The 24540-nt window shown below is 57.2% G+C and carries 14 protein-coding genes and 2 pseudogenes; 13 read left to right on the top strand and 3 right to left on the bottom strand.

Annotated elements, in window-relative coordinates:
* Nucleotides 1-530 precede the first annotated feature (530 nt).
* Nucleotides 531-1028: a hypothetical protein gene (locus tag NKL04_RS20600; RefSeq protein WP_023715661.1), complete on the top strand. Its 498-nt coding sequence runs from the start codon at nt 531-533 to the stop codon at nt 1026-1028.
* A gap of 269 nt (nt 1029-1297) precedes the next feature.
* Here the strand turns inward: NKL04_RS20600 and NKL04_RS20595 are convergent, their stop codons facing one another.
* A complete protein-coding gene (locus NKL04_RS20595; RefSeq protein ID WP_023702834.1) occupies nt 1298-1540 on the bottom strand; it encodes a hypothetical protein in 243 nt (80 codons plus the stop codon).
* 22 nt (nt 1541-1562) lie between these two features.
* Here NKL04_RS20595 and NKL04_RS20590 point away from each other — a divergent pair, with 22 nt between their 5' ends.
* Nucleotides 1563-2231: a hypothetical protein gene (locus tag NKL04_RS20590; protein ID WP_023702833.1), complete on the top strand. Its 669-nt coding sequence runs from the start codon at nt 1563-1565 to the stop codon at nt 2229-2231.
* A gap of 55 nt (nt 2232-2286) precedes the next feature.
* Here NKL04_RS20590 and NKL04_RS20585 read toward each other — a convergent pair whose 3' ends face one another.
* On the bottom strand, nt 2287-2490 hold the full coding sequence (locus tag NKL04_RS20585; RefSeq protein ID WP_023698275.1) for a DUF6471 domain-containing protein: 204 nt from the start codon (nt 2488-2490) through the stop codon (nt 2287-2289).
* Between the two features lie 90 nt (nt 2491-2580).
* On the opposite strand from NKL04_RS20585, the pseudogene NKL04_RS20580 reads away from it, so the two are divergent.
* From NKL04_RS20580 to NKL04_RS20555, 6 genes and pseudogenes are all read left to right on the top strand, one after another.
* A pseudogene (locus tag NKL04_RS20580) lies at nt 2581-3060 on the top strand (transposase); the annotation flags it as partial.
* Between the two features lie 284 nt (nt 3061-3344).
* Entirely contained in the window at nt 3345-4778 is a 1434-nt protein-coding gene (locus NKL04_RS20575) for a hypothetical protein (RefSeq protein WP_031209855.1), read from the top strand.
* Nucleotides 4779-4833: 55 nt separating this feature from the next.
* Nucleotides 4834-5589, top strand: coding sequence for a hypothetical protein (locus tag NKL04_RS20570; protein WP_023709441.1), 756 nt, complete (start codon nt 4834-4836; stop codon nt 5587-5589).
* Nucleotides 5589-6902 (top strand): methyl-accepting chemotaxis protein, encoded by a 1314-nt coding sequence (locus NKL04_RS20565; protein WP_023702830.1) that lies wholly within the window; start codon nt 5589-5591, stop codon nt 6900-6902. The genes NKL04_RS20570 and NKL04_RS20565 overlap by 1 nt, the downstream gene beginning before the upstream one ends.
* Nucleotides 6899-7939: an OmpA family protein gene (locus NKL04_RS20560; RefSeq protein ID WP_031198374.1), complete on the top strand. Its 1041-nt coding sequence runs from the start codon at nt 6899-6901 to the stop codon at nt 7937-7939. Before NKL04_RS20565 ends, NKL04_RS20560 begins: the two co-directional genes overlap by 4 nt.
* A 59-nt stretch (nt 7940-7998) precedes the next feature.
* Nucleotides 7999-9153 (top strand): DUF4236 domain-containing protein, encoded by a 1155-nt coding sequence (locus NKL04_RS20555; protein WP_023698269.1) that lies wholly within the window; start codon nt 7999-8001, stop codon nt 9151-9153.
* Nucleotides 9154-9186: 33 nt separating this feature from the next.
* Here NKL04_RS20555 and NKL04_RS20550 read toward each other — a convergent pair whose 3' ends face one another.
* Nucleotides 9187-10074 (bottom strand): thermonuclease family protein, encoded by an 888-nt coding sequence (locus tag NKL04_RS20550; protein WP_084558323.1) that lies wholly within the window; start codon nt 10072-10074, stop codon nt 9187-9189.
* Between the two features lie 476 nt (nt 10075-10550).
* Here NKL04_RS20550 and NKL04_RS20545 point away from each other — a divergent pair, with 476 nt between their 5' ends.
* The 5 genes and pseudogenes from NKL04_RS20545 to NKL04_RS32155 all read left to right on the top strand — a co-directional run.
* Nucleotides 10551-16139, top strand: coding sequence for a DUF3320 domain-containing protein (locus tag NKL04_RS20545; protein ID WP_023702828.1), 5589 nt, complete (start codon nt 10551-10553; stop codon nt 16137-16139).
* A gap of 71 nt (nt 16140-16210) precedes the next feature.
* Nucleotides 16211-17470 carry a metallophosphoesterase family protein gene (locus NKL04_RS20540; protein ID WP_023702827.1) on the top strand — a complete coding sequence of 420 codons (1260 nt, stop codon included), beginning with the start codon at nt 16211-16213 and terminating at the stop codon, nt 17468-17470.
* Complete coding sequence (locus NKL04_RS20535; protein WP_023702826.1) at nt 17467-20937, top strand: ATP-binding protein; 3471 nt, start codon at nt 17467-17469, stop codon at nt 20935-20937. The genes NKL04_RS20540 and NKL04_RS20535 overlap by 4 nt, the downstream gene beginning before the upstream one ends.
* Before the next feature lie 304 nt (nt 20938-21241).
* A complete protein-coding gene (locus NKL04_RS20530; RefSeq protein ID WP_023702825.1) occupies nt 21242-24121 on the top strand; it encodes a DEAD/DEAH box helicase in 2880 nt (959 codons plus the stop codon).
* A 115-nt stretch (nt 24122-24236) separates the two neighbouring features.
* Nucleotides 24237-24478, top strand: a pseudogene (locus tag NKL04_RS32155) (recombinase family protein); the annotation flags it as partial.
* Nucleotides 24479-24540: the final 62 nt, after the last annotated feature.

Genomic DNA, 24540 nt, shown 5'->3' with positions numbered 1-24540 from the left:
GGAAACGGGGTCTGCAGTGTTTTCTTCCGCTTCGGCGCCACATAGCTTTCAACCAGGCGAAATGCTCGACGTCGACAGTTACCAGCGGCCGTAGGTTGATGGTCACCGTGTTTGGCGCTCAGAACTTCCTGCGTGCTAGTCAATGGCGAGCATCGGAAGCGATTTTGCAGGTTTTGCGCTGACGGGATTCTGGCTCGGCCCGCCGGTCGGGTTCGTCAAAAGGTGCTAATATAGCGTTGTATGTCCGATCGGCGGTAGTAGCCGCTTACTGATCGCCGGACGGTCATCCCTGAACCTTGTTGCACCGCACCTGGAGTGCTTAGGGAATGATATTATCTGACAAATGGAAAAATCACGTAGGAGCCAAAGTAAAATTTTATTATATCTGACTCCTGAGAATTACCAAGTACTGATCCAAGAACGAATCTTTCGCGGGCCGTTAAGTTGTTTTTCAACTCTAGTGCGTCACTATGGGGTCCGTAGGTCCCAAAAAATGTCCCATCCTTTGCAGGGCAAAAAGGAGGCGTACTATGGCAAGAATTTTTGAAATTCTTACGGGCAGTCTGACTGCCGGATCTGTTCTCGTAATTCTTTGCATGCCAGCGACTGCAGCTGGAATTAATGTCGGAGGCGTCGGCGGGGTATCCGTCGGCAGCGGAGGCGCCAGCGCTAATGTGGGCGGCAACAGCGGCGCTACGGCTAGCGTATCCCTAGGCGGTTCTGGGGCAAATGCCGCAGCCTCCGTCGGCGGCACTGGCGGAGCGACTGCTTCCATCGGCACCGGCGGCGCCAATGTCGGTGTCGTCACCGGGGTCGGTACCGACGTAAATGTCGGCGTTGGAACCAATCCAGCCGCCAACCCCAGCAACCCGACCGCTTCGAGCAACCCGAATCTGGCTAGCGTTGTCGGCGATATGTCGAACGCCCAGGTCACTCGGATGAAGAAGCGCTGCGTCGAAGTGCTTAGCAACGAAGATACCTATGATCGTGAGCTGCGCCGGCTCTGCTTGCTGATCTCGCGCCGCTAACCAGCGACCCCTTTCCGACCTGTCGGGGCTGTCGACATGACACTCTCCAGTTCCGGCAGTGGAAGCCCGCCCGCCGAAAGGTTGGCGGGCTTTTACAGTCAGCGTTTTTCCATCCGCAGCAGGCAGGATTTTTAGGCACTTTCGCGTATGTAAACGTTGACACTTAAGGCGCTTTCGCCTCGTAGGCAAGTTGTGTAACGCCTTGTTCTTGAACAAAAAATGTGAGAACGCCTAGTTGCTTAAGCGAAAAGCGCCTTACCGAGCGGATATCAAAAATAAACATTGTAGCGATCTTGCAACCGCCCGAGGCCGCTTTTACGCGTTCGGAGCAAGTCTAAGGCCGATAAGTCATCGTTTTGCTTATGTTTCTTCACGTCACGGTGGCGGTAGGTGTAGCCGGGAATGTCCTGCAAATGGAACGTATTGCCGGGAGGCGAGTAGCGGTAGATAAATCCGAATTGGTCGGTGATCCCGTTGACGCTCGAATAAGTGATCTCGCCATACAGATACATATGGAAGGGAACCCGCCCCTATGTGAGTATCGGACAGGAAAAGCTCATTCAGCACATTGTTTGTGATAGGGCCGCCGCGATCAAAAGCTGCAGGGCTAAGAGCATCGTCTGCCCCGAGCACCCGTTCAACGTCATTGATTTCTCCGGGATGGTAATGCGGAGTTGGCGGCAAGTTGCAAAGCCGGAGGCTCGCCCGAATCTCGTTTATGATGGCAGGAGTGCGTCCGAAATTCTTGATCGAGTATGCCGCTTCCGGAATTGGTCTTTTGTTGTCGGGCTTGTCAGCCCAATCGTGCGTCACCCCCACCAACGGTTTGGTGGCGGTGACGAACAAATACGGGCGCTCGATATCGAGCAAAGCCTTTTCGGCAATGTCGGCGCTGCGCTGGGTGTGCCTAGCAGCCTCTTTGGCGTAGTAAGCAGCGGCCATAGCAGCGGCGAGCGTGAAAGCACCCACGATAGCGCCAATGGTGGTCCAGTTCGCCGACTGTTGGGCAGCGTCGGCAGCGTTCCACTGGGCACACAGATCGGAACTGCGATCATCGTGACCTGCTTGGCATGGGTTAGTGTAACTTGGGGGTTCATTTGCCTGTTGGACTGGCGGAGGGCTTGCCGCAACAGGGTTGCCTATGGTCTCTTGATGCTGTTCGGAATGTTGGGGCTGAGTGCTCTTGCGCTCGTCTGGCGGTAAAGCCGCCCCGAGTAAAACTACTCCGAAAGCCGCAATGAGGATGCCCCGATAGCGTCTAAGCATTGCAGTAAGAACGCAGCGCTAAAGCCCCCGGGCTTATTTTGTTGTTCAAAATACGCTCGGTTTCGTGAATGTCCATAGTCGCCAATTTTTCGGCGAGTTGGGCATAGGTAACGCCCTTCCGCTTCAACTCTGACTTCAAAAGGTTCTTGGCTTTCGTCTCGTATTCGACGGTCTGCGGGTCGTCCTTGCCTGCCATAGCCTCGCCTCAAAAAATATCATCACAGTCGGTGGTACAGGCCCCTGTATTTGGCGATACAAGCCCCGCATATAACCGGATATGATGACAATAGCCCAACACTTCCTCCTTTCCGCCGAAAGCCGCTCCCTTTCTCTAAAAGAGATTTACAAGGGTGGCGAGGAAAAGGCTTACGACGCGTTCAAGCGCCTTCGCTGCGCTTCGACTCAAGGCGAGCCTGTTTGCCGGAAATGCGGGTGCCTGGATCATTACGACATTCCGACCCGTCGCAAGTTCAAGTGCGCCGCTTGCGGGGGCGCAGTTCTCGGTTACGAGGGCACGATCTTCGCCTTGGCGCAAGCTGTCGTTTGTCGATCTGCTCGCCGCGATCTGCCTGTTTGTTAACGGCGCGAAGGGCATGTCGGCGGTCCAGTTCTCTCGCGATCTGGACGTGCAGTACAAGACCGCCTTTGTGCTGGCTCACAAGCTGCGCGAAGCCTGTCGGCTGAAACCAAGAACGAAACCCTTGAAGGCGAGGTCGAGATTGACGGCGCTTACTTTGGTGGCGTGGTGCGCGCCGAGGGCGCGCGCTTCTGCTACTGCGCGAACGCCTCTGGAGTCGATTTTTAGCAGCTCATTGGCGTGATCTTCAGTTCCTTCGCCACAAAGCCCGGCGGAGAAGAGTATGCTGCCTGGCCTATTCATTGGCCCAAGTCCGCTTGCCACGGCAGCTATCGTTGTCATTTTTACATCAGACGATCGTCTCGTGAGCAGTGGACCGCAAAGTTGCGAAGACGCAGTTGCCCTTTGCTTCTACTGTGCATAGAAGCCATTTGTGCGGGCAGAGGTAAAAAAATGGGTGCGGTGCTGTGGGAATAAAATTCGAAAAGCTAAATAAACTGCGGGAGTCTCTACTAGAGGCAAATCACGATTTCCGCGCCAGCACCCAATTGTTCAATAGCTTGGATGTCGCGAAAATTGATCGCGAAATGGATCTTGAAGGTCGTGGAACGCAGCGAGGCGAGGCTAACCAGCCCCCGAAAACGGCCAAGAATTTCGACGATATAGAGCACACAGTTATCGAGAGGGTCGAGGACGAAAAGAAGGCCGCACATCACACACTCGAAGACAGCCTACAGCTACTCTCCGGCCGATTGGCTGGCCTCGACTTTGAAGAGCAGTTTGGTCTGATCCGTCAGGCGAACGCCGCCAGTGTTTCCGATTTCAAGGCCTCGATCGCGGTGGGCCTGGACGAACTTCACGGATTGCGCAAATCGCTCAACGATGCGGAGAAAGAACACGACTGGTTCAAACAGAAGCACGGGCTTGTCCGGGCTGTGAGGGTTCAACACGGAGCGGCCCATGTTTTCCGAGTGTCCCTGCTAATCTTCCTGTTCCTCATTGAAACGGCGATGAACGGAAATTTCCTCGCAAAGGGAAATGAACAGGGATTCTTTGGCGGGCTCCTCGAAGCCGCCGCTTTCTCGTTTTTGAACATCGGCGCCGCTCTGCTGTTCGCAATATTCTGTGCACGCCTGGTGACTCACAGATCGCTTTTTGTGAAGTTGATCGGCACGCTGTCGATAGTGGCCTATATCGGCTTGGCATTGACCATAAACCTAGCGCTTGCGCATTACCGCGAGGTTAGCGGGTCCTTTGTGGACGGAGCCGGCGTCGAGGTCGTGCGCAGCATGCTCGCCAATCCGGCTGGCCTTATGGACGTGAAATCCTGGCTTCTGTTCGGCATTGGTCTCATGTTTTCGATCTTTGCGTTTATCGACGGCTGGTTCGTTCTCGACCCATACCCGGGCTATGCGGGTGTCGAAAACAGATTGGTGGCTCGCCGGGAAGACTACATCGAGCGCAAGAGCGAGCTCATCGAGGCTCTGCAAGAGGTGCGCGATGAGCACAACGAGAAGGTGGAGGACATCGTCAAGCGGCTGGGGAGCAGACGCAGGGAGCATCGAGCGATCATCGACCATCGGTCGAGGCTGCTGACGCTCTTTGCGCAGCATCAAGACCAGCTGGAGCGAGCCTGCAACCAGCTTCTCTCAAAGTACAGGGAGGCCAATTTCCAGGCCCGCACAGAGCCAGCGCCAAAACATTTTGCCACACCCTACAAACTTGAGCGCATAAAACCCCTGATATCGTCCGACGATGAATGGAGCGAGAAGGACCTGGGCGCCTCAATTCGTGACGCGCAGGAAGAACTCAATGCTCAGGTGCGGCTCATCGGGCTGGAATGCGAGCGCGGGATCGAACAGTACCGAGATCTCGACAAGCTTCATCCGGATAGCGTGAATGGCTAGGCGGGGTCGCAGAAGAAAGAAAGGCAGTGGCGGCACAATTGTCGCAGCAGCCGGATTGGCCGTACTGTCGGCTGTGATGCTGGCCGGTTTTGTTTGGATGTGGTCGAGATCCGGGAAGGACCAAATCGACATCAGCACGAATTGCCCACTGAACGGACCTGTGAGCCTGACAGCGGTCTTGATCGACGCCACCGACCCGATTTCGCCGATAACCATGGCGGATTTGAAGAATGAATTCCGCAAGACCATTGGGCGCGTCGAGCCTGGCGGCTATCTCAAGATATTGACGCTGGGCGCGAGGCCCGGCGACCTGACTGTGATGTTTGATGGATGCAATCCGGGCGACGGCTCGACGGTCGACAGCTGGACGAACAATCCGTCTCGGCGGCAGAAGAAATGGGAAGATGCGTTCGAGGACCCTTTGACGAACCTTCCCGACCAGATTCCCAATGGAGAATCCGCGAGCCAATCTCCGATCATGGCCGGAATTCAGAAAATCAAACTGTCGCTATTCGATAGCAGTTTGGCGAAAGAGAAGACCGCTAAGCGAATAATAGTCGCGTCAGATATGATCGAACATACGGCGCTGTACTCACAATATCGTTCGGGTCTCGATTATCAGAAGTACCTTGATAGCGCGGCTGACAGGACTTACGGGACATCGCTCGATGGCGTCGGGTTTACGATACTCTACGTCGATAGGGCGAAGAAGCCATTTGGCTCTTTCGAACATGCAGAGTTCTGGACCCGGTGGGTTCAAAGCCATCATGGTGATTTTGAGAAGCTGGTAGGGTTGGAGGGGTTAAACTAATGGCCAAGAAGCGAGGGGAGTCGTTCTTAGGACATCCGAGCCTGCCCCTTTTCGTCTTTGCGACGCTAACCCTGGGTGGCTGCGTGTTCATCGCAATAGCCAAGCTGTCGGGCGTAGACCCTATAATGGCGGCGAGCGCACCGGTGTGCCTGATGCTCATCTATCTTGCCGCGTCCGTCTTCACCGGCAAGCTACGGCTCCACGATGAGCAAACAGGCGACAATCTCTACTACATGGGTTTCCTGTTTACGTTGACGAGTCTCGGCGTATCGCTGTTTCAGTTTGGTTCCGAAGGATCCACCGACACAATCGTGAGGAACTTTGGTATCGCGGTGACGTCGACGATCACGGGCATTGCTTTGCGGATCTTTTACAATCAGATGCGCCGCGATCCTGCCGACATCGAACGGACGGTCAGGCACGAACTCGCGGATATGACGCGGCGTGTAAGAGCCGAGATGGAAAGTGTAACCAGGGAATTCGCTGACTTTCGCCGCGTAAGCAATCAGATGTTGGAGGAGGGTTTTGCCGAAATCGCCGTTCAAGCGGAGCGGAACGGAGAGCACATAAGATCGGCCCTGGATAAAATCGCGATGGAATCGATCAGACCAGTTCAAGAGGCCTCGGGAAAGCTCATCAATGCTTTGAGCCACAATTTTGGGCAGATCGAAAGTCAGTTCTCGTCGATCGCACAGCGCGTCGAGGCGGCAGCCGATCTGCTCGACAAAGCCAACAGCTCAATGTCCTCTTCAGTTGGCAGACTGGGTGAACAGGCCGAAAGCGTAGCCACCAAGTTGGAGAAGGTTGTCGTCCCTGATGAGGTCCTTAAGAACGATCTGGCGCCGATGGTGAAACTTCTTGGCAGCGCGGTCGCTCAGTATGCTGTCAAAACAGAGACGGCTTCGCAGGAACAGCAAGCCCGCATGGCGGGCCTCGTTGATGCTGTGGCTAAAGTGGCCGCAGGTGTGGAAAAGGCTGTGGCAGCCGCAGAGCAAACAGCGGAGAGCGTCCAAGCGCAACAACGCTTGACCCAGGCGCTTGCCGCAGTGGTGCAAAAGCAAAGCAAGGACACCGGAGACCTTGTCGCAACCTTGGCAGGAAGAACCCTTCACGCGCCGAGGCCTGTTCCCCCTCTCAACGCTCCTATCGCGATTGAACAGCCACTGGCAGATCTGGCCGCAAATGACACCGTCGAGAGCGCACCAATTCGGGTCGAGCCTGAGCCCCAACCAGACGCTTTCCAAACTCTGGGAAGCGAGCCTCCCGCCGAACGAACGGAACCGCCTAAGCGAACCAGTTGGTGGGGCAGGTGAGTGACGCTGGCGGGACTTCGGTCGCCTTCGAGCGCAAGGGTTTTGGCCGCGGTTTGATACTGGGCCTGACCATGGCCGAGACGATGCTGCTTTTGGTGTTCTGCCTGTTGCTAGCAGCCGGTGCTATCATCACGAAAAAGCAGAAAGAGACCGATGAGGCACTGCGAGCCACTCAATCAAACAAGGAAAACGTGCAGAGGCTCGAAGCCGAGAACAAGCGGCTTCTGGCTCAGATAAAAGCGGTGTTTCAGCCCACGAGGGGAGGAACCGTTCCCGACGAACAATGGCGCGAGCTGGTCCTGGCCAAGGATGCTGTTAAGTCGGTCAAGGAAGCAGGTATTTCTCTGGAGGAGGTCGTGCGAAATGCCCCTGTCGCGAAAGTCCTTGCGGACAACGACATAAGCATTGATCAGACCAAGGCCATGATAGATGCGGCGAAGGTTTTGAGAGAATTCGGTTACGCCGGCACCGACAAAGGGCTGCAGGATCTGGCTGATGTGCTCAAGGAGGCTGCAGAGCCGACGCAAGCAGCAAAACCTCACGATTGGCCGCCGATCATCAGTCTCAGCGAACTGGATGGCTATAATTTCGATACCGGAAGCGCAGAGCTTTCGAATGCCTTCAAAACAAAGTTGCGCGATCTTGCGAAGACCATCGCCGGGACTGCGACCTCGTACGGTGTCGACGTGATTGAGGTAATTGGACACACGGACGAACAGGCAATGGCGGGCGAATCCTCCAACATGGACAAGGGGCTCCAACCGGTCCTGTCAGGGAAAGTGGAAATCGGCTCACTCCATCCCGCCGACAATGCCGGTCTTGGGCTGGCCCGCGCGATTTCAGTTACAAGTGTGCTCAGTGACATGCCCGCATTAAAGGGGTTTACGATTTTGCCGATGTCTGGTGGTCAGCTCATCCTGCCCGGCGATCATCTCACCGACGGAGCGCAGATTGGCGATGTACGGGCTCGAAGGCGCATCGAGATTAGGGTGAGGCAGCGATCAAAATTGGCGCCGGTTGGTGGCGCCAAGCCATGAATGGGGACGAGAGACTGGCGCCTTAGTCGGTACGGCAGTTGAGTTGGGGGGATTGGGCTATGGGGTTTTACGTTCGAAAATCGATCAGTGCGGGACCATTCCGCTTTAACTTTTCGTCCGGTGGGGTTGGGGCTTCCGTTGGCGTGAAGGGCCTCCGCATCGGCACTGGGCCAAGAGGTCACTACATCCACGCCGGCGTGGGTGGGCTCTACTATCGTGGCACTTTAGGCAAGGCCAGCGCGAAGAAGGTAGTTCAGCTCTCTCAGACCCCATCTGCGCCGCAACCCCGTCCACAATCCTCGCGCCCGGAATACGTCTCTGACGGCGTCGTGATGAGAGAAATCGAGTCCCGCGATGTGGTGGAAATGCGTGACGAGACATTCGCCAATGTGCTCGATGAAATCAATGCCAGGCAATCGCAGACGCGGCTGTCCGTAGCACTCGCGGTTTTGTTCGGGATTGCAGGTTTCCTTGTGGGGACCAAGCTCGGAGGTGCCGCACCGGTGCTGGGCATCTGTGCCTTTGTGCCGGGTATGCTCATTGGCAAATGGTTTGACAGTTACCGCCGGGTGAGCGTGCTCTATTACGATCTGGAAAAAGACGCGGAGGCCGCCTACGGGCGACTTGTCGGCGCGTTCGAAACTCTCACCGGCTGCGCAGGGAGATGGCATGTCGCTGCCGGCGGCAAGATAGAGAATCTGACTGCTTGGAAGCGAAATGCCGGGGCCAGCATGCTGGTCGACAAAAAGCCCACGACACTTACAAGCTCCTTGCCGAAGGTTGTACGCAGCAACGTTACTCCTCCTTCAATCCATGTGGGTCGGCAGGTGCTCTTCTTCATGCCTGACCTAGTGCTGGTGAAGGACGGAAACCGATACGGCGCAGTCGGATATGCCGATCTGCAGACCCAATTCGCCCCGAGTAATTTTATCGAGACCGGCAAAGTTCCATCTGATGCGGAGATCGTGAGCTACACCTGGGCTCACCCAAACAAAAACGGCGGGCCTGACAAGCGCTTCAAAGACAATCGGCAGATCCCTGTATGCCGCTACGAAGCGTTGCGGTTTTCTAGCCCGTCCGGACTTAACGAGTTGGTGGAATTTTCCAAGACAAACGTCAGCCAGCCCTTTTGCCAGGCTCTATCGGCACTCGCGCAATTGCATCGAAGCTCCGACCGCCAATTCATAACGCTAAATGCGCACACTAGGGAGTGATGGTTGGGGATGGGCTCAAAGCGTGAGCCCAGGTCAGCAAACGCCTTCGCACGGAATCCCGTCGCTATCTCGATCCAACTTGCTCCCCCATGAGCAGTTGGCGAGATACCAACGTGCTTCTTCGCAAGATGAAATCTGCGTGCACAAGCGGCGAGGTTGGCATGAGTAGCTCTGTGCTACTTGGCGACGGCTGACAAGCCCAAGGGGGCTTTTGGTTGGGCTCGCAGATTCGGCATGTTGTTCGCGCCAATCCCAAGGGTTGTCAAACGTCCCAATCCAGATTCCAACCTTTGCGGTTTCAGCATAAGTTTGCTGTTGCGCATAGGCGCCGTGGCTATAGCGGGGCCAGTCCAAGGCTTGGCCATGTTCGACCATCCAGGACGCGACGCTGACACCGTCCGCGCGCCGACAATCACCGACGAAGCGACGGTACCGATCCCATGAAACAAATGTGCATTGGACAGGCTGCGAAGCCGCAAGGAAATTTGCCAATGCTTCGGCCGCCCGGCGCCCGCAGGGGTATTGATGTGCGCTAGCGTCATTGCAGTATTGGCGGCTTTCGGGTGCATCGATGCCGTTGAACCGGACGCGCTGCCCGTGGATCTCTATCGTGTCTCCATCAATCACCGATGCTATGCCTACTATCGGCGCCCGTCTCAACCCGGCCGAGTTTGCTATATCGAGACCACGTAACTGGTCACCCGAGCCTGTAAAATAGTGGGTCGCGTAAGCAGCCAAGGCCACCACGATCACCAGGATCAGAGGCAAGCGCACATCTGGAGAGAAACGTCTGCGGACGATTGGTTCAGCGCCGCGCCTTGGTCGCGCGCGGCGACGATGAGAATAGCGATTGTTATTCAATTTCCGATCCTTTGCGAAACGCAAGCTGCATGATTTGCAACGTGCCTCTGCACCATTCATAGGCGCCTTTTTCGCTGGCGCTGGTTTGCCTTGTAGTTCGGCGCTTTGAACATCATGGTGCCTTCGCAGATCAGCCCGAAGTCACGACTTTGTAGTTACCTTTTCCGTAAACACGACCATCTTTCCGCGCTGGAGCCTACAAGTTTTCTCGGAATGAAATTAGGAGGCCGATTCAAAAAGAAGTCGGCTTGGGCGCCAGTTGGTCGTGGCCGGCGAGGCGGATGCCAGAGCTGCCAACACCTCGTCCACACGTATGATGGCATTTTGTCCGAAAGGGAACCTCGAGATCAAGGTGGGGATGCGAAGTGTTCGGAACATTAAACAAACATCCGCAATTTTTCCACCAAGCCGCAGTGCTCACAATACTAAACGATTGAAGTGTTGGTGGTTGCCATTCGAGGTTGAAAAACCAGCATTTTATGTTGCGGACAGCCCTTGTCTAGGCTCTATGTGTCCAGCCTATCAGGGGGGTGTGAGTGTCGGAAGTTGAAAAATCGGTCTTTCAAAGCGATCTGCCTTTAAAGGAAAAGCTCGAGCGAGCCAGGATGGAATTGCTCGACCTTTCTGCTCGCAACCGACTTTTGAATGTGCCACGGTTTTCAAAGAGCGCGAAGACGATCGATATTGTCGACGAGAGGTCGTCTGAGATCTATCGATTGCTGGTGAGCGAAGGAAAGGCTTTTACCTTCCTGGCCGGCAAGCCGGATCGGCCGAAGGCAGGCCAGGTTGAAAGCAGCCCTCCAGACGAGGAAATCGACTATTCCCCCGTTGCTCTTGCTCAGCCTGAGGACGAAGGATTCGACGATAGAGGGGTATCTGCGCGACATTCTGACACCAAGCTTCAGACGAGGATGACCCCAACGGGGCTGCAGCGCCGGCTCCTTGATCTCTACCACGATGCCCGCACACTTGAGGAAGAGCAGGGCGTCAATATCCTCTTTCTGGCCCTTGGCATGCTGAAGTGGATTGACCCGAGCAACAAAGAAAACATCCGCCAGGCTCCTCTCATTTTGGTCCCGGTACGGCTGGAGCGAGGGGCCGCTGGAGAAAAGTTTCGGCTGCGAGCTCGTACGGAAGATCTTACCGCAAACCTCTCCTTGGAACTCTATCTCGACCGCATTCACAAGCTCGCCCTGCCGCGTTTTGAAGTAGGAGACGACTTCGACGTCTCGGCCTATCTCGATGCCGTTGCCGAAGCAGTGTCGACCAAAGAGGATTGGCAGGTGCTTGCCGATGATATGGTGCTCGGCTTCTTCTCGTTCGCTAAGTTCTTGATGTACCGTGACCTGGATCCGGATCTCTGGCCGGATGGCGCAAAGATTATCGAACAACCGAAGATCCGCTCGCTTCTTTCAGATGGTTTCGAAACACGCGAACCGCTGATGTCGGACGACATTGCGATTGATCCGCATATCGCGCCTGCCGAAATGTTGCATATCGTCGACAGTGACAGTTCTCAGACGCTGGCGATCCATGATGCAAGAAAGGGTCGCGACCTCGTTATCCAAGGTCCTCCCGGGACAGGAAAATCGCAGACGATCGCAAACATTATCGGGTCGGCCGTTGCCGATGGAAAGACCGTGCTGTTCGTTGCGGAAAAAATGGCCGCACTTGAGGTCGTGAAGCGACGGCTTGACACTGCGGGGGTGGGGGACGCCTGCCTTGAGCTCCATAGCAACAAGGCAAACAAGCGCATGATGCTGGAGGAGTTGCGGCGCACCTGGCAACTCGGATCGCCTCGCGGACAGCTTGCTTCTTCCCTTACTGAACGCCTGCTGGAGGCTAGGGACAAACTCAATGCACATGCTACAAGGATGCATGTTCCATTTGGAACGTCCGAACTCACTCCATACCAAGTTCTTGGCCAGCTAACCCGACTAAGGCAGAACGGGCAAAAGCCAGTTGACATTGAACTTGAGGATGCCACCGCTTGGACGAATGACGGTGTCTCGCAACGTCGCAAACTTCTCGATGACGTGTCTCAGCGGATCAACGAGATCGGCTTGCCGATCCACCACCCATGGCGGGGAGTTGGCCTGGATGTCGTTCTACCAACGACCATTGAGAGGCTCGTCCCACGCATTGCGTCGTCGCTGGATCAAGCAAAGGCTCTGCACGCCAAACTGGCCGATATTGCTGAGCGGATCGAGGCGAAGCCTCCGCAAATCCTCAGCGACAGCGGCGAGGTAGAAGATCGCGCTGAGCTTCTCGCGTCCGCACCTGGACTTCCTGCCGAGGCGCTAGTCTCGCCGGTTTGGGATGAGCGTCCAAAGGACATTGCATCGCTTCTCTGGACAGGAACAGATTTCAACCGCAAATCCGAGGAACTGTCGGAGCAGTTGGTGGCGACGGCTATCGACACGCCACTTGAAGGTCTCGAGACAGAGCTTGCTAAGCTTCCTTCAGACTTTCCGAAAGATGGTTTCGTTCGTGCGCGCCAGCTAACCGTGTTGCTCCCACGCTTAAGAGAAGAAGCTGAGCGGCTAAATCAAGAACTGGGGTCTACGGTTTTACCGGACACGCTTGCAGGACTCCTCAGGTTAGTGATGACCGGCGAGAGAGTTGCGGCAGCCCCCGATGCGAGCCCTGAGGCATTCGCAGCCACAGTTTGGGACTCCGGGCTGGAACAGGCTGGTGACCTTGCCGACAGCGTAGCAACGCTAGAGACTGCTAGAGCCGAGCTTCAGGGCAAAGTTGTTGATGCCGCGTGGAGTACCAACGTGGCCGCGGCGCGGCAAGCGCTCGCCGAGCACACGGGAATATTGAAAGCATTGAATGGCGACTACCGTCGTGCCACTGCACTTGTGCGGACTATTTTGGTGGCCCCTAGCGCGCCTGCGGCGGAGATAGTGGGTCTCCTCGACATTCTAATGAAGGGCCAAGCGGCCGCAGCAAAAGTGTGCGAAGGCGACGCCTTTGGCGCTTCCGCCTTCGGAGCCGATTGGCGCGGTGAGAGATCGTCTTCGGCACCACTCCAGGCCTTAGTGGAGTGGATGCGCACGCTGAGGGGACTTGGCTCGGAACCGCGAATGATAGCCGGGCGGATGGCGGAGCGCTCTGAAGCGGGCGCGCGTGCGGTCCGAGTTCGTAAGGTGATCGACATCGGTCAGCCGATTATCGAGGGGTTTTGGAACGATTTAGGCCACCTTGCGTCGTCCATGCAAGGTGACGTGGCTTCCGCCGAGCGGGCCTCGCTGCAAATGATGGAAGCGAAGGCAAGCACTGTAGCTCAAGCCGATGACGCGTCACGACAGGTTCTGACTGACGTTCCAGATCTGATCAGTGAGCGGGTGGAGATACTGCGCCGACTAGGCAGACTACAAGCGCTTGATCAAGAGATCGAGGATGGGGAAAGCCTTGGCAAGTTCGCATTCGGCTCGTCGTGGCTCGGTCGAGGATCCGATTGGGCCGCTCTCGCGCAAGCCGAACTTTGGCTGAGAGAAAATGGCTCAATCCGGCATTTGGCTGCGCGGTTGCCTGAAAGAAAAGAGATCGCAAACTTGGCGCGTTCAGCGCGTGAAGCGGCCCAAGCGGCAGCGCGGGAATTGAAGGCGCTTGCAGGGGATTTGAAGGCCGATGCTCCCTCCTTGTTTGGAGTAGACGATTTTCCAGACGTCGCGATAGTCGAGGTTGTTTCTCGGCTGGAGGGGTGGCTCGATCATCAGGAACAGCTCTCGAAATGGGTTGCCTATGGAGAGCGATCCGAAACAGCCCGAAAGGCTGGACTGGGACAGTTGATAGACGGCCTGGCCGACGGCCAGATTACAACAGGATCGGCGCGATCAGTCTTCGATATGGCCTACTACGAACGAATGTTTCTAGCGATGGCGACCGATGAGCCGGAGCTGGCAAGGTTCGACGGGGAATTGCATTCCAGGGCTGTACGTGACTTCGCGGATCTGGACCGACAGAGGATCAAGGCCGGTGCCATCGAAGTTGTGACGGCTCATCACCGAAAAATTCCTTCAAGAGACGGCGGAGCTGGACCAGTCGGACTGCTTCGTTCTGAGATGGCGCGCAGACGGGGCCACATGCCTATCCGGCAGTTGATGCAGAAGGCAGGGCCTGCCATCCAGGCACTCAAGCCAGTGTTCATGATGAGCCCGCTTTCGGTGGCCCAATTCCTGTCGCCCGGCAGGATGTCCTTCGATCTTCTTGTGATGGACGAGGCGTCTCAGATACAGCCTGTGGACGCGCTCGGCTCGATCGCCAGGGCCAATCAGGTGGTCGTTGTTGGCGACGAACGCCAACTGCCACCCACGACATTCTTCGCCAAGGTGACAGGCTCGCAGTCTGAAGATGACGAGGGTGAGGGCGCGCAGGTCGCCGACATCGAAAGCATCCTCGGCCTGTTCACGGCCCGCGGCTTGCCGCAGCGTATGCTCCGCTGGCACTACCGTAGCCGTCACCAATCTCTGATCGCCGTATCGAACAGCCAGTTCTACGAGAGCCGGCTTTTCATCGTGCCAAGCCCCTATACCCAAGAGGCAGGCATGGGGTTGCGGTTTCATCATGTGCCAGAGGGGGTCTTCGATTCCGGTGGCACAGGAACCAATCCGGTAGAGGCGAGAGCAGTAGCCGAAGCGATCATCCGTCATGCGAAGGTGAACCCGCGAGAGACTCTAGGCGTTGCAACATTTTCGGTTAGCCAACGCCGCGCGATCCAGGATGAACTCGAAGGGCTGCGGCGACTAAATCCCGATACGGAGGAGTTCTTTCACGCGCACCCCAGCGAGCCATTCTTTGTCAAGAGCCTTGAAAATGTTCAAGGCGATGAGCGCGACGTGATCATGATCTCAGTGGGGTATGCCAAGAATGCGCAGGGGTACATGGCCATGCGTTTCGGCCCTCTTGGTGCGGAAGGCGGCGAGCGTCGGCTCAACGTCCTCATAAGCCGCGCCAAGCGCAGCTGCGAAGTATTCGCGTCCATCACAGACGAGGACATCGACCTGGAGCGTGGCAAAGGGAAAGGCATCTTCGCCTTCAAGCTCTTCTTGCACTACGCGAGAACAGGGCGAATTTCGCTTGCCCAGGCCACGGTTCGCGAAATGGATTCAATCTTTGAAGAGCAGGTAGCCAACGCGCTGATCGGAAAGGGTTACCAGGTTCATGCTCAGGTTGGCATTGCAGGCTTCTTCATCGATCTCGCGGTTGCTGATCCGGAGAGGCCAGGCCGCTATATTCTTGGCATCGAATGTGATGGCGCAGAATATCATTCATCGCGCTCGGCCCGAGATCGAGACCGGCTACGGCAGTCTGTTCTGGAAGACCATGGTTGGATAATCCATCGCATCTGGAACGCTGACTGGTTTCAGAGGCCACGCGAGCAGCTGGAGCGAACCATATTAGCGATTGAGGCTGCGAGAAAAGAGCTCGATGAGCGGGCCGAATTGGGGGTCCAGAGAAATCGTGCTGTAGCCGTGCAGGTTGTTACGGTCGACAGAGGCAACGTGACGGAAATCGGTCTCGAAAGCACAAAGGGATCCGAGATACCCAATCGAGCCTACGAAGAGGCCGAACTAAACCGACCGGGATCGTTCGAACTCCACGAGACGCCCAGCGGAATCATGGCCGGACTGGTCGAGCAGGTGGTGGCTATAGAAACACCAATCCATGTCGACGAAATAGTTTCGCGTATTCGGGGCGCGTGGGGTCTGCAGCGGGCCGGTGGCAGGATTCAGGATGCAATCGAGCGAGGGGTAGGCCTAGCGCAGAGAGGTGGTGCAGTAGCCCGTCGAGGCAGCTTCTGCTTCAAGCCAGGTGCTCCTGTTCGTCTCAGGGATCGCAGCGGCGTCGTGTCCGCTGGATTGCGCAAGCCCGAAATGATTGCGCAGGACGAAGTCGCCCAAGGCGCCATGGAAGTCGTGAAATCCAACCTCGGTGCGACGGAGGAAGAAATCGCAATAACCGTTGCGAGAATGCTGGGCTTCAAAGCCACAAGTGCACAATTGCGGCAGTTGATTTCAGCTGGGGTCGCCGATTTGATTGCCAAGGGCTTGCTGCGGCCCCAAGACGGTTTGTTGGTGGCCGGCGAGTCCGCGAGCGAGGCATTAGCTGAAGTGTGACCGGGCATTGTAGAGCCCTCGTTGCAATCTCTGTTGAAGCTCGGAACACCTCTTTTGCTGGCGGAGGCCGAATGGCATTTCGATTCGTACACACGGCCGATATTCATCTCGACTCGCCGCTGCGTTCGCTCGCGATGCGTAATCCCGATCTTGCCGGGCTCGTGGGCGACGCCAGCCGCCAGGCATTCGTTTCGATAGTGGATCTCTGCCTAGAGGAACGCGTGGATGCGTTGGTAATAGCCGGCGACCTATACGATGGTGATCAAACCTCGATGAAGACGGCGCGGTTCCTGGCAGCGCAGATGACACGCCTGCACCAGGCCGGCATCAGGGTTTTCAAGATCCGCGGCAATCATGACGCCCTGTCGCGGATTTCCAAACAGCTGGTGTTTCCTGACACCGTGACCATTTTTGGCGGTCGTGCTCAGTCGGTATTGCAGACAGCCGGCGGTGTGGACGTCGTTTTCCATGGTTTGAGCTTTGCGAACCCTAAGGCGCCGGACAGCCTGCTGCCCAAATATCCGGCTGCTCGCGAAGGAGCCGTCAATATTGGCATCATGCATACCAGTCTGGCCGGATCGCCCGGTCACGACGTTTACGCGCCCTGCAGCATCGCTGACCTGCACGCCCACGGTTTCGACTATTGGGGGCTTGGCCACATTCATCTTCGCCAAGTCCATTCCGGCGCAAGCACGGTGGTGATGCCGGGAATACCGCAGGGGAGGGATATCAACGAGGCCAGTGAGAAATCAGTCACCCTTGTGACGGTGCGAGACGACCGTTCGTTGGAGATCGAGGAAAGGCTGACCTGCGTTGCGCAGTTCGAAAGGGTCAGCGTCGACCTTACGGGAGCAGTGGAGTGGTCCGAGGCCGTCGCGCGTGTTCGAAACGCACTCGAAGAGATGCGGGCCGCCGTCCGGTCGCGTCATGCTGTGGCCCGCGTTGGCCTAACAGGAACATCACCATTGTTATGGGCGCTGATCCGCGACAGAGATCTCCTTCTTGCCGAAGCCGAACAGGCTGCGGAACAGCTAGGCCATACGTGGGTGGAGAAGCTCGAGCTTGACCTCGCGCCACCTCGGGCGGAGACGGCCGAGGATATTGCTGATCCGATTTTCGAACTCGAGCAATCCATGCGCGCCGATGCCACCTCGGATGCCTTCCGCGCCGAGGCGAGGGCGTTCGTCCAAAGGATGGTCGCCGACCTTCCGGCCGACGGACGGGATTTTGCTGGGAAGGACGAAGCCGGGCTGGAACGGTTCCTCGATCAGGTGCTTTCCAAGGGCGCAGACTTGGTGACTTCCCGCCTTAAGTCCGGTGGAGCGTCATGAGGCTGCAGCGCCTTGACCTCATTCGCTATGGAAAGTTCACCGATGGTACGATCGACTTCGGACCCAAACCGGAATCCGGACCTGATCTGCATATCGTGTTTGGCCTGAATGAGGCCGGCAAATCGACAGCGCTTTCCGCCTATCTAGATTTGCTGTTCGGCATCGAGGAACGGAGCCGCTACAACTTCCTGCATGAGTACAGCGCCATGCGCATCGGTGGGGTGCTGGAACTGGCCGGCTCCGAGCACACGTTCACGCGTACGAAACAGCGTACTAATTCGCTATTGAACGCGACGGGCCAATCGATGAGCGAGGTGGCGATCACGGCGCATCTCGCCGGACTGTCGCGTGACGCTTACACGACTATGTTTTCACTCGATGACGAGACGCTGGAAGCCGGCGGAAAATCGATCCTGGAATCGCGGGGCGACCTCGGCAAGCTCCTCTTCACGGCCAGCGCCGGTCTTGGGAACGCAAGCGATACGTTGAACGCCCTCGAGGCCGAAGCAGACGCGCTGTATCGGAAGCAGGCGCATGGCACCGAACTGGCGCTGCTGAAGAAGCGCCTTGTTGACGTGAAGTCGCGCAGGGATGCGATCGACACACTTGCATCGACCTATGAGGGGCTGGAGGCCGAACGTCTCGATGCATCGCAGCAGTACGGCCGAACCATCAGCGATCGGGCGGTGCTGGTGGCCAGGCTGGATACCATTGCTCGTTACGTACGTGCTGCGCCGATGCTGGCGGATATGCGCCGCAAGATTGCCCGGCTGGATCAGCTGCCGGACATCACCTCCCCAGCCCGGACATGGACGGGAAGTGTCACCGAACTAATCGAGGACGATGCCAGCCTCAGAACGCGACTGTCCGCAAACATCGATGAGGTCGAGCGGCTGTCGGCAAAAGTCACTGCGGTCGACGAGGACGAACGGATCCTGTCGATTTCCGAACGCATTCGCAGCCTGGCGGAGGGCAAGGTGCGCCATACCGCGGCTGGCTTTGACTTGCCCACTCGCAGGATGGGGCTGCAAATCCTCAACAACACCGTGGCAAGCTGCCTTGCCGCCTTGGGCCGGTCTTCCGAGCCGGATCCTGCCGCACTGCTTCTGCCTGCCGTCACAGTTGGCGTCGTTCGCGCTATGGTCGAGCAGAGGTCCGGTATTGCTACGGGCGCGCGCGCCGCCCGCGACGAGGCGGCGGCAGCACTCGATGCGTTGCAGGTGGCAAGGCAGCGGGTCGGCGAGGAAAGGGCGGTGCCCGAACCCGCCAGGGCAAGGCTGGGCTCGGCTTTGTCGAAAGCGCGAGCAAGCGGACACAAGGCAGAGATCAAGACGGCTCGCGAGGCGGGAGATGCGGGAACAATCCGATGGAAGGCATCGCTGGCTCGCTTGCGTCCATGGAACGGAGATGCCCTCGCTCTCGTCAACGTTGCGGTTCCGAGCGCCGGGCAGATTGCCGCCTGGAAGACAGTAGCGTCAGTACTGGCAAGGAACACCGCGGTACTTGCCGAACGCCTCGCCGAATACGAGGGCCACCATGCAATGCTCGCCGCACGATTGGATGCCCTTCGAGCCTCGGTCGACGTTGTCGACGATGAAGCGGCTGCCGCCATCCGCCGTCTCCGCGATGATGCGTGGGCAACGCACCGCGCAGTGTTGACTGGTGACACCGCTGACGATTTCGCCGTGGCACTGACGCGCGATGACGTTGCCAGCGCAGGCCGGCTGGCCGGCGCGGCGGATCTGGCCGAGATCCGGGCAATGACGCGTGCCCTGGCCGAGGCCACGGCCAACCTGTCACGAAACGGCATCCAAAGCCAACAGCTCGTCAAGGATGCGGATACCCAATTGTTGGAAATCCGTGTGGCCGCCAGCGACCTCCTCGGAGAAGCCCTGGAACCTTCGTCTGAGCGCCTGATCGAAAGGATCGAGGATCAGATCGAGGCGCGCAGCGATGCGCTCGCTGCCTGGGAGCAGATCGAACTTGCTCGCTTGAAAGCCGAGCGAGCCGCTGACGCCGGCGAGCAGATACACTTGGAAATGAGAGCGGCGCTGGAAAGTGTCGGCATAGTATCAGAGCCCGGCGACACCCTCGAAGCAATCATGGCCATCGCGGAGCTGTTTCTGGACCGGCAGCGCAAGGTGGACGCCGAGTATGCCGAGGCGCTCAGGATGGTGAGTTCCAAAGAAGAGGATCTAGCTGCCCGACGGGTTGCGGTAGGGGTGGCGGAGCGTCGCGAGGAGGAATGGCTGGCCGGCATTACCGAAGCGCTCAAGGGAACGTGGCTCGAAAGCGGTCTGTCCGCGTCAGGCGTTGGCGCTGTGCTCGATCAATTGGCCGAACTGTCAAGAAGCCTGCAGGAACGGGAGGATCTGCAGCTGCGTATCGACAAGATGGAGGCCGACAGGGCCAATTTTCTGGTCGAGGTCATCGCCGTTGCGGTCGAAGCCGACGAGCCGACGAAGGATGGCGAGCCGGAGCAGTTGGCCACCCGCCTTGCCGAGCGCCTGGAACGTGCCGAGCGGACACGTGAAACGAAGGCAAGCCTCGGCAACGAGCTGAAGCGCCTCAAGGAGGCGCGCGAAATCCTCGACACCGAGATTTCGGCACACGAACGCCGCAAGAATGAAGTGCTGGGCGTCTTTGGCGTCGCCACTCTGTCCGAGGTAGTCGAACGCGACGAGCTGCTGCGTGAGCGCGACGGCTTGCGCACTACCGTCGCCGAACTTGAGGAACGGGTAGTGGCGGAACTCGCAGTCGATGGATTCGACCAGGCACGCTCGATCCTGGAAGCGATCGATTTCGACAGCCTCGCGGTCGAGAAGGCTGAGGGCGAGCAGCGGCTTCGCCAGTTCGATGAAATCATCCAGCAACAGCTGATCCGACAGACCCGCGCGGCAGACAAGTTGGACGCCATCGGCGGTGACAGCGCGGTTGCCCGCCTGGATGCCGAACGGCGCACAACCCTGTTGGAAATCGAGGAGAAGGCCGTTCGCTACATTGAGCTGAAACTTGGTATCATGTCGGCTGGAAATGCTTTGCGGATCTACCGTGAGAACCACCGTTCGGGGATGATGGCGCGTGCATCGGACGCATTCAAGCTAATGACCGGTGGGCAGTATTCAGGCCTTACAACCCAGCCCGTGAAAGGCGGGGAGGTTCTCATCGCGGTGCAGCGCGACGGGCAATCCAAGCTCGCTGACGCGCTTTCGAAGGGCGCGCGCTTTCAGCTCTACCTCGCACTGAGGCTCGCCGGTTATTACGAGTTCGCGCAATTCCGGCCCTCGGTTCCCTTCATCGCCGACGACATCATGGAAACCTTTGACCATATTCGCTCGGAGGAGGTTTTCAGATTGTTTGGGGAGATGGCGAACACAGGTCAGGTCATCTATCTCACGCACCACAAGCACCTATGTGAGATCGCCAAGACTGTTGTGCCAGCATCTACCATCCACCAGCTGGGATAGGCTCGATTAGAATTCGCCTCAAACGATGCGGTTCAACTAACCAACTCGTCTGACATAGGAACTTTCGATCGAATTCCGTCTGACGTCCTTCGATAGAGGTTGAGAAATGCCTATCTTGGTCTGCCTATGTTGCGCGAGGCCATCCGTACCTTCGACACGACGGCGTTCCCGCTTCCCAGCTCACCTGTTAGCTTAGGTGCCACGGAGGTGCCGGGGGAATGCCCATTGTCCCCAGACAAATAACGAACCCGACTGGTTAAAGTTGAAGGGGCTGGTTATAGTCCGCCGATATTTGGGGGATAACATGCAGACGACGATTCCAGAAGATCACGGGCTCTCTGACAAAGTTTTAGGCAAGCCGGAACTTCTACCCGAAGCGGGTCTCATGCCGCTTCTTACGGATATTCAGTTTGAAGCGCTAGAAGCCGGAGTAGCTCGTGGCGAAAGCGTTCTGGTTAGTGCTCCGACATCTACCGGCAAGACGCTGATTGGTTGGTGGACTGTAGCCTCGGCTATTGAGGCAGGCCATACCGCCGTTTATCTCGTGTCTCACAGGGCATTGGCCAAACAGAAATTTGAGGAAGCGAAGAGGCTATTTCTAAACGACTTCCTAGAAAATGATCGATCTGCCATTGTCTGCGCGACAGGAGACAGTGTTGAAGATGCGGCAGGCAGGAAGACAAATGCCCCCCTTTCTTCGGTTATATTAGTTGCCACATACGAAAAATTTCTTGGCTGTCTTTCGGTTGGCGGACCGCCTCGCGACCTTACCAACATCTGCTTCGTTTGCGATGAGGTACAGTTGGTGGGGGACAAACAGCGCGGTCAAAATGCTGAGCTACTTCTCACGTTGATGCGACGAGCCGGGTGGCGACAGTTTGTTGGCTTATCGGCGGTTCTGAGCCCCGGTGACGGGCAGGCGCTAGCTAACTGGTTGGGCATACGGTTGCTCAGAAATCCCAATCGCGAGAAGGTATTGACGCTAGAGTGTAGGACTTCCTCGGCAACGTTGTCGGTGTCATCTGGCCCCGGCTTCGAAGGGTTGCGACAACACGAGCCAGCAAATCGAAACCGCGACGTGACGGCAATCGTCGGAGAGTTGCTTCAACAAAAGCGGAACCCCGTTATCGTATTTTGCATGAAGATCGATGACACTTATGACTTCGCAAGAGCGTGGGCGCAAAATCGTCCGACGATACAACTGGATGCGCCGGCGGGAGTGGACATCGAACAGCCCCTTCTAGAAGCGCTGCGCAGGCGAACAGCATATCACAACGCTGAGCTAACGGAGGACGAACGACTATTTGTTGAGGATCGCCTAGCTATGGGCGGCGTCGATGTCGTCTTCGCAACTTCAACACTCGCTGCCGGCGTCAACTTTCCCTTGGGGAGCGCGGCGTTTGCCAGCTGGAAAAGATGGGATTTTGACCGCCGAATGCATGTGCCAATTGACCGAGCCGAGTTTCAAAACATGGCTGGCCGTGTGGGCAGGATGGGGCAAGCTGCCGCTCAAGGTCATGTTGTGCTTGTGGCGGAAGGGATTCAGGATACCAAGCAGGCCCAGGTACTCATGGATCTTTCCACACAATCCCCACTGGGCCTCGGCATCACGCCAGAAGATTTTGGGACCCTTACGCTTCAGGTTTTCGCTGGGAAGTTGTGCACCAGTCGTGAGGACGCATTTGATCTAATTGGGTCCACACTCACAGCATCCAGAGAGCGCGAGCGGAATCGGAGTGGGATCGATCATTGGCGAGACAAGCTATTCGGCCAAATAGACCGACTTGTTGATATCGGCTGCCTTATAGAACTGCATGGCCAAATCACGGTGACCACGTTTGGTGTTGCCGTTGCGCAATCTGGTCTAAAGCCGGAAACGGCGATGTTCTTTATTGAGGGCCTGAAGAGGTCCGCCGCGCAACTCACGCAACTAATCGACCAAGCTGGTAACAGTGTAAGCGAAGACGATTTCGCCTTTGTGCTCAGCCATGCAGCAATTCGATCCCCGGAGTTCAACATAATTGGTGGTAAGGCCACGCGTAAACTCAACTGGCGCATAGGACAGAATGGTCCGGTGCCGAACCCTTATGCGACGAGATTGAACTCAATCTTGTTTGATCAGCCGTGGGTGGCGGATGCGGGAGCTGCCAATGGGGCCCTGCAGTTAACGGAGTGGGCCGCTGGAACGGTTCGGGGCCAAATTGAACGGATCGTAGCAGGTGTGAGATTAGGAACCGTTCAAGGGGTTGCTCGCGATGTGTCGTGGGTTCTCACAGGAGTGTCTGAAATTATCGCAAGCGTTACATCCCCCACTTTGGCAGATGAAAGCAAACCAGTCGCGCTCCGAGGAGACGCCGAAGACGTTCAAGCCGTGAGGCGGCTTGCCCGCGCTATCCGCCGCCAGTCGCTGAGGCTGGGAGTAGGGGTTCCCAGCGATGTGCTTTGGATGTCTGAATTACGGCTGCCCGGCCTTCAGGCACGTCTCCGGCGCGATGATATTATGAGCTTGAGAAGAGCAGGTCTTTGTAGGCCTCTAGATTTGATGGATGGTAGCGATCAAGCCGACGAACGCCGCCGTATTGCACTTGGGCTCAAAGAGCGTGGTGGCATAGCCAACCTCATTCGGAATGCCGCGCGGGCTTGGCGGCAGGACGACCGAGCCCACTCAAAAACGCTGCACCTTCGGCGGGCTGATCGGTTGATGAAACGCGATCAGATAGCAGCGCTGTATGAAAAGCGAGGAACCGATCTTGAGCATGCGTTCAGTATTTCGCTAGCGGGGCTTGGGATACCCTGTCAGGCACTCGATCAAACTGGTCGCCAAGGCTATCCCGACTTCCTCGTATCCGTTGAGAACTACATTCCGATTGTAGTCGAGGTGAAGTCCAAAATAAGCGAGGAAGAGACGGTTCCTTTAAACGCTGCTACCGAGGTTCTGGCGGCTTCAGAACTAGCCGGCCTTCGGAACAACCCTTGCGTCACTTTATGCAGCCCCGGTGTCGACCCCAGCGTTCCAACGTTTATCGAAGCAGCCAAGCGTCTTAGCGTCGTTGACATTTCCGATCTCAGCGAAGCCATCCTGCGATTGCACGAGGGGACGCTTACGAGGGGTGGGTTTTATAACTGGCTGACAACACCCGGCGTTGCGCTAGCCGAAACCTTACCTTCGCCAGCGACCCGCTAGCGGTCATTGGGAGACGCGATTTCGAAAGAGGATGCAGTCTTCGCGCGGATAGGCGCGGCTGCTTGGTTCTTAATAGCTATTCACAAATTGCCTGCCCTCGTTAGACTGTTTGGGAATAGCTCAGGAGCGAACCCGTGTCCAACACCGTCACCACCCCCTCTTCGTGTCCTATCTGCGCGTCTCAACGGCCCGCCAAGGCGCATCAGGCCTCGGCCTTGAGGCCCAACGCGAAGCTGTAGCCGCCTACATCCGAAGCCGCGCAGGGCCGCCGCTGAGCCGTTGAGGGAGTATGTCGAGGTCGAGAGCGGAAAGGCCAACGACCGGCCCCAGCTTCAAGCAGCCCTGCGCCACGCTAAGCATGATCAGGCTATGCGCGAGCCTCTAAGGTGGCTGTACGTTGGTTTTAACGGTGCGGCAGA

Origin of the sequence: Mesorhizobium sp. C264A, from assembly GCF_040324515.1 — a bacterium.
Lineage (GTDB): Bacteria > Pseudomonadota > Alphaproteobacteria > Rhizobiales > Rhizobiaceae > Mesorhizobium.
Note: the sequence above shows the minus strand (reverse complement) of the source record. Positions and strands in the feature narration are given on the sequence as shown.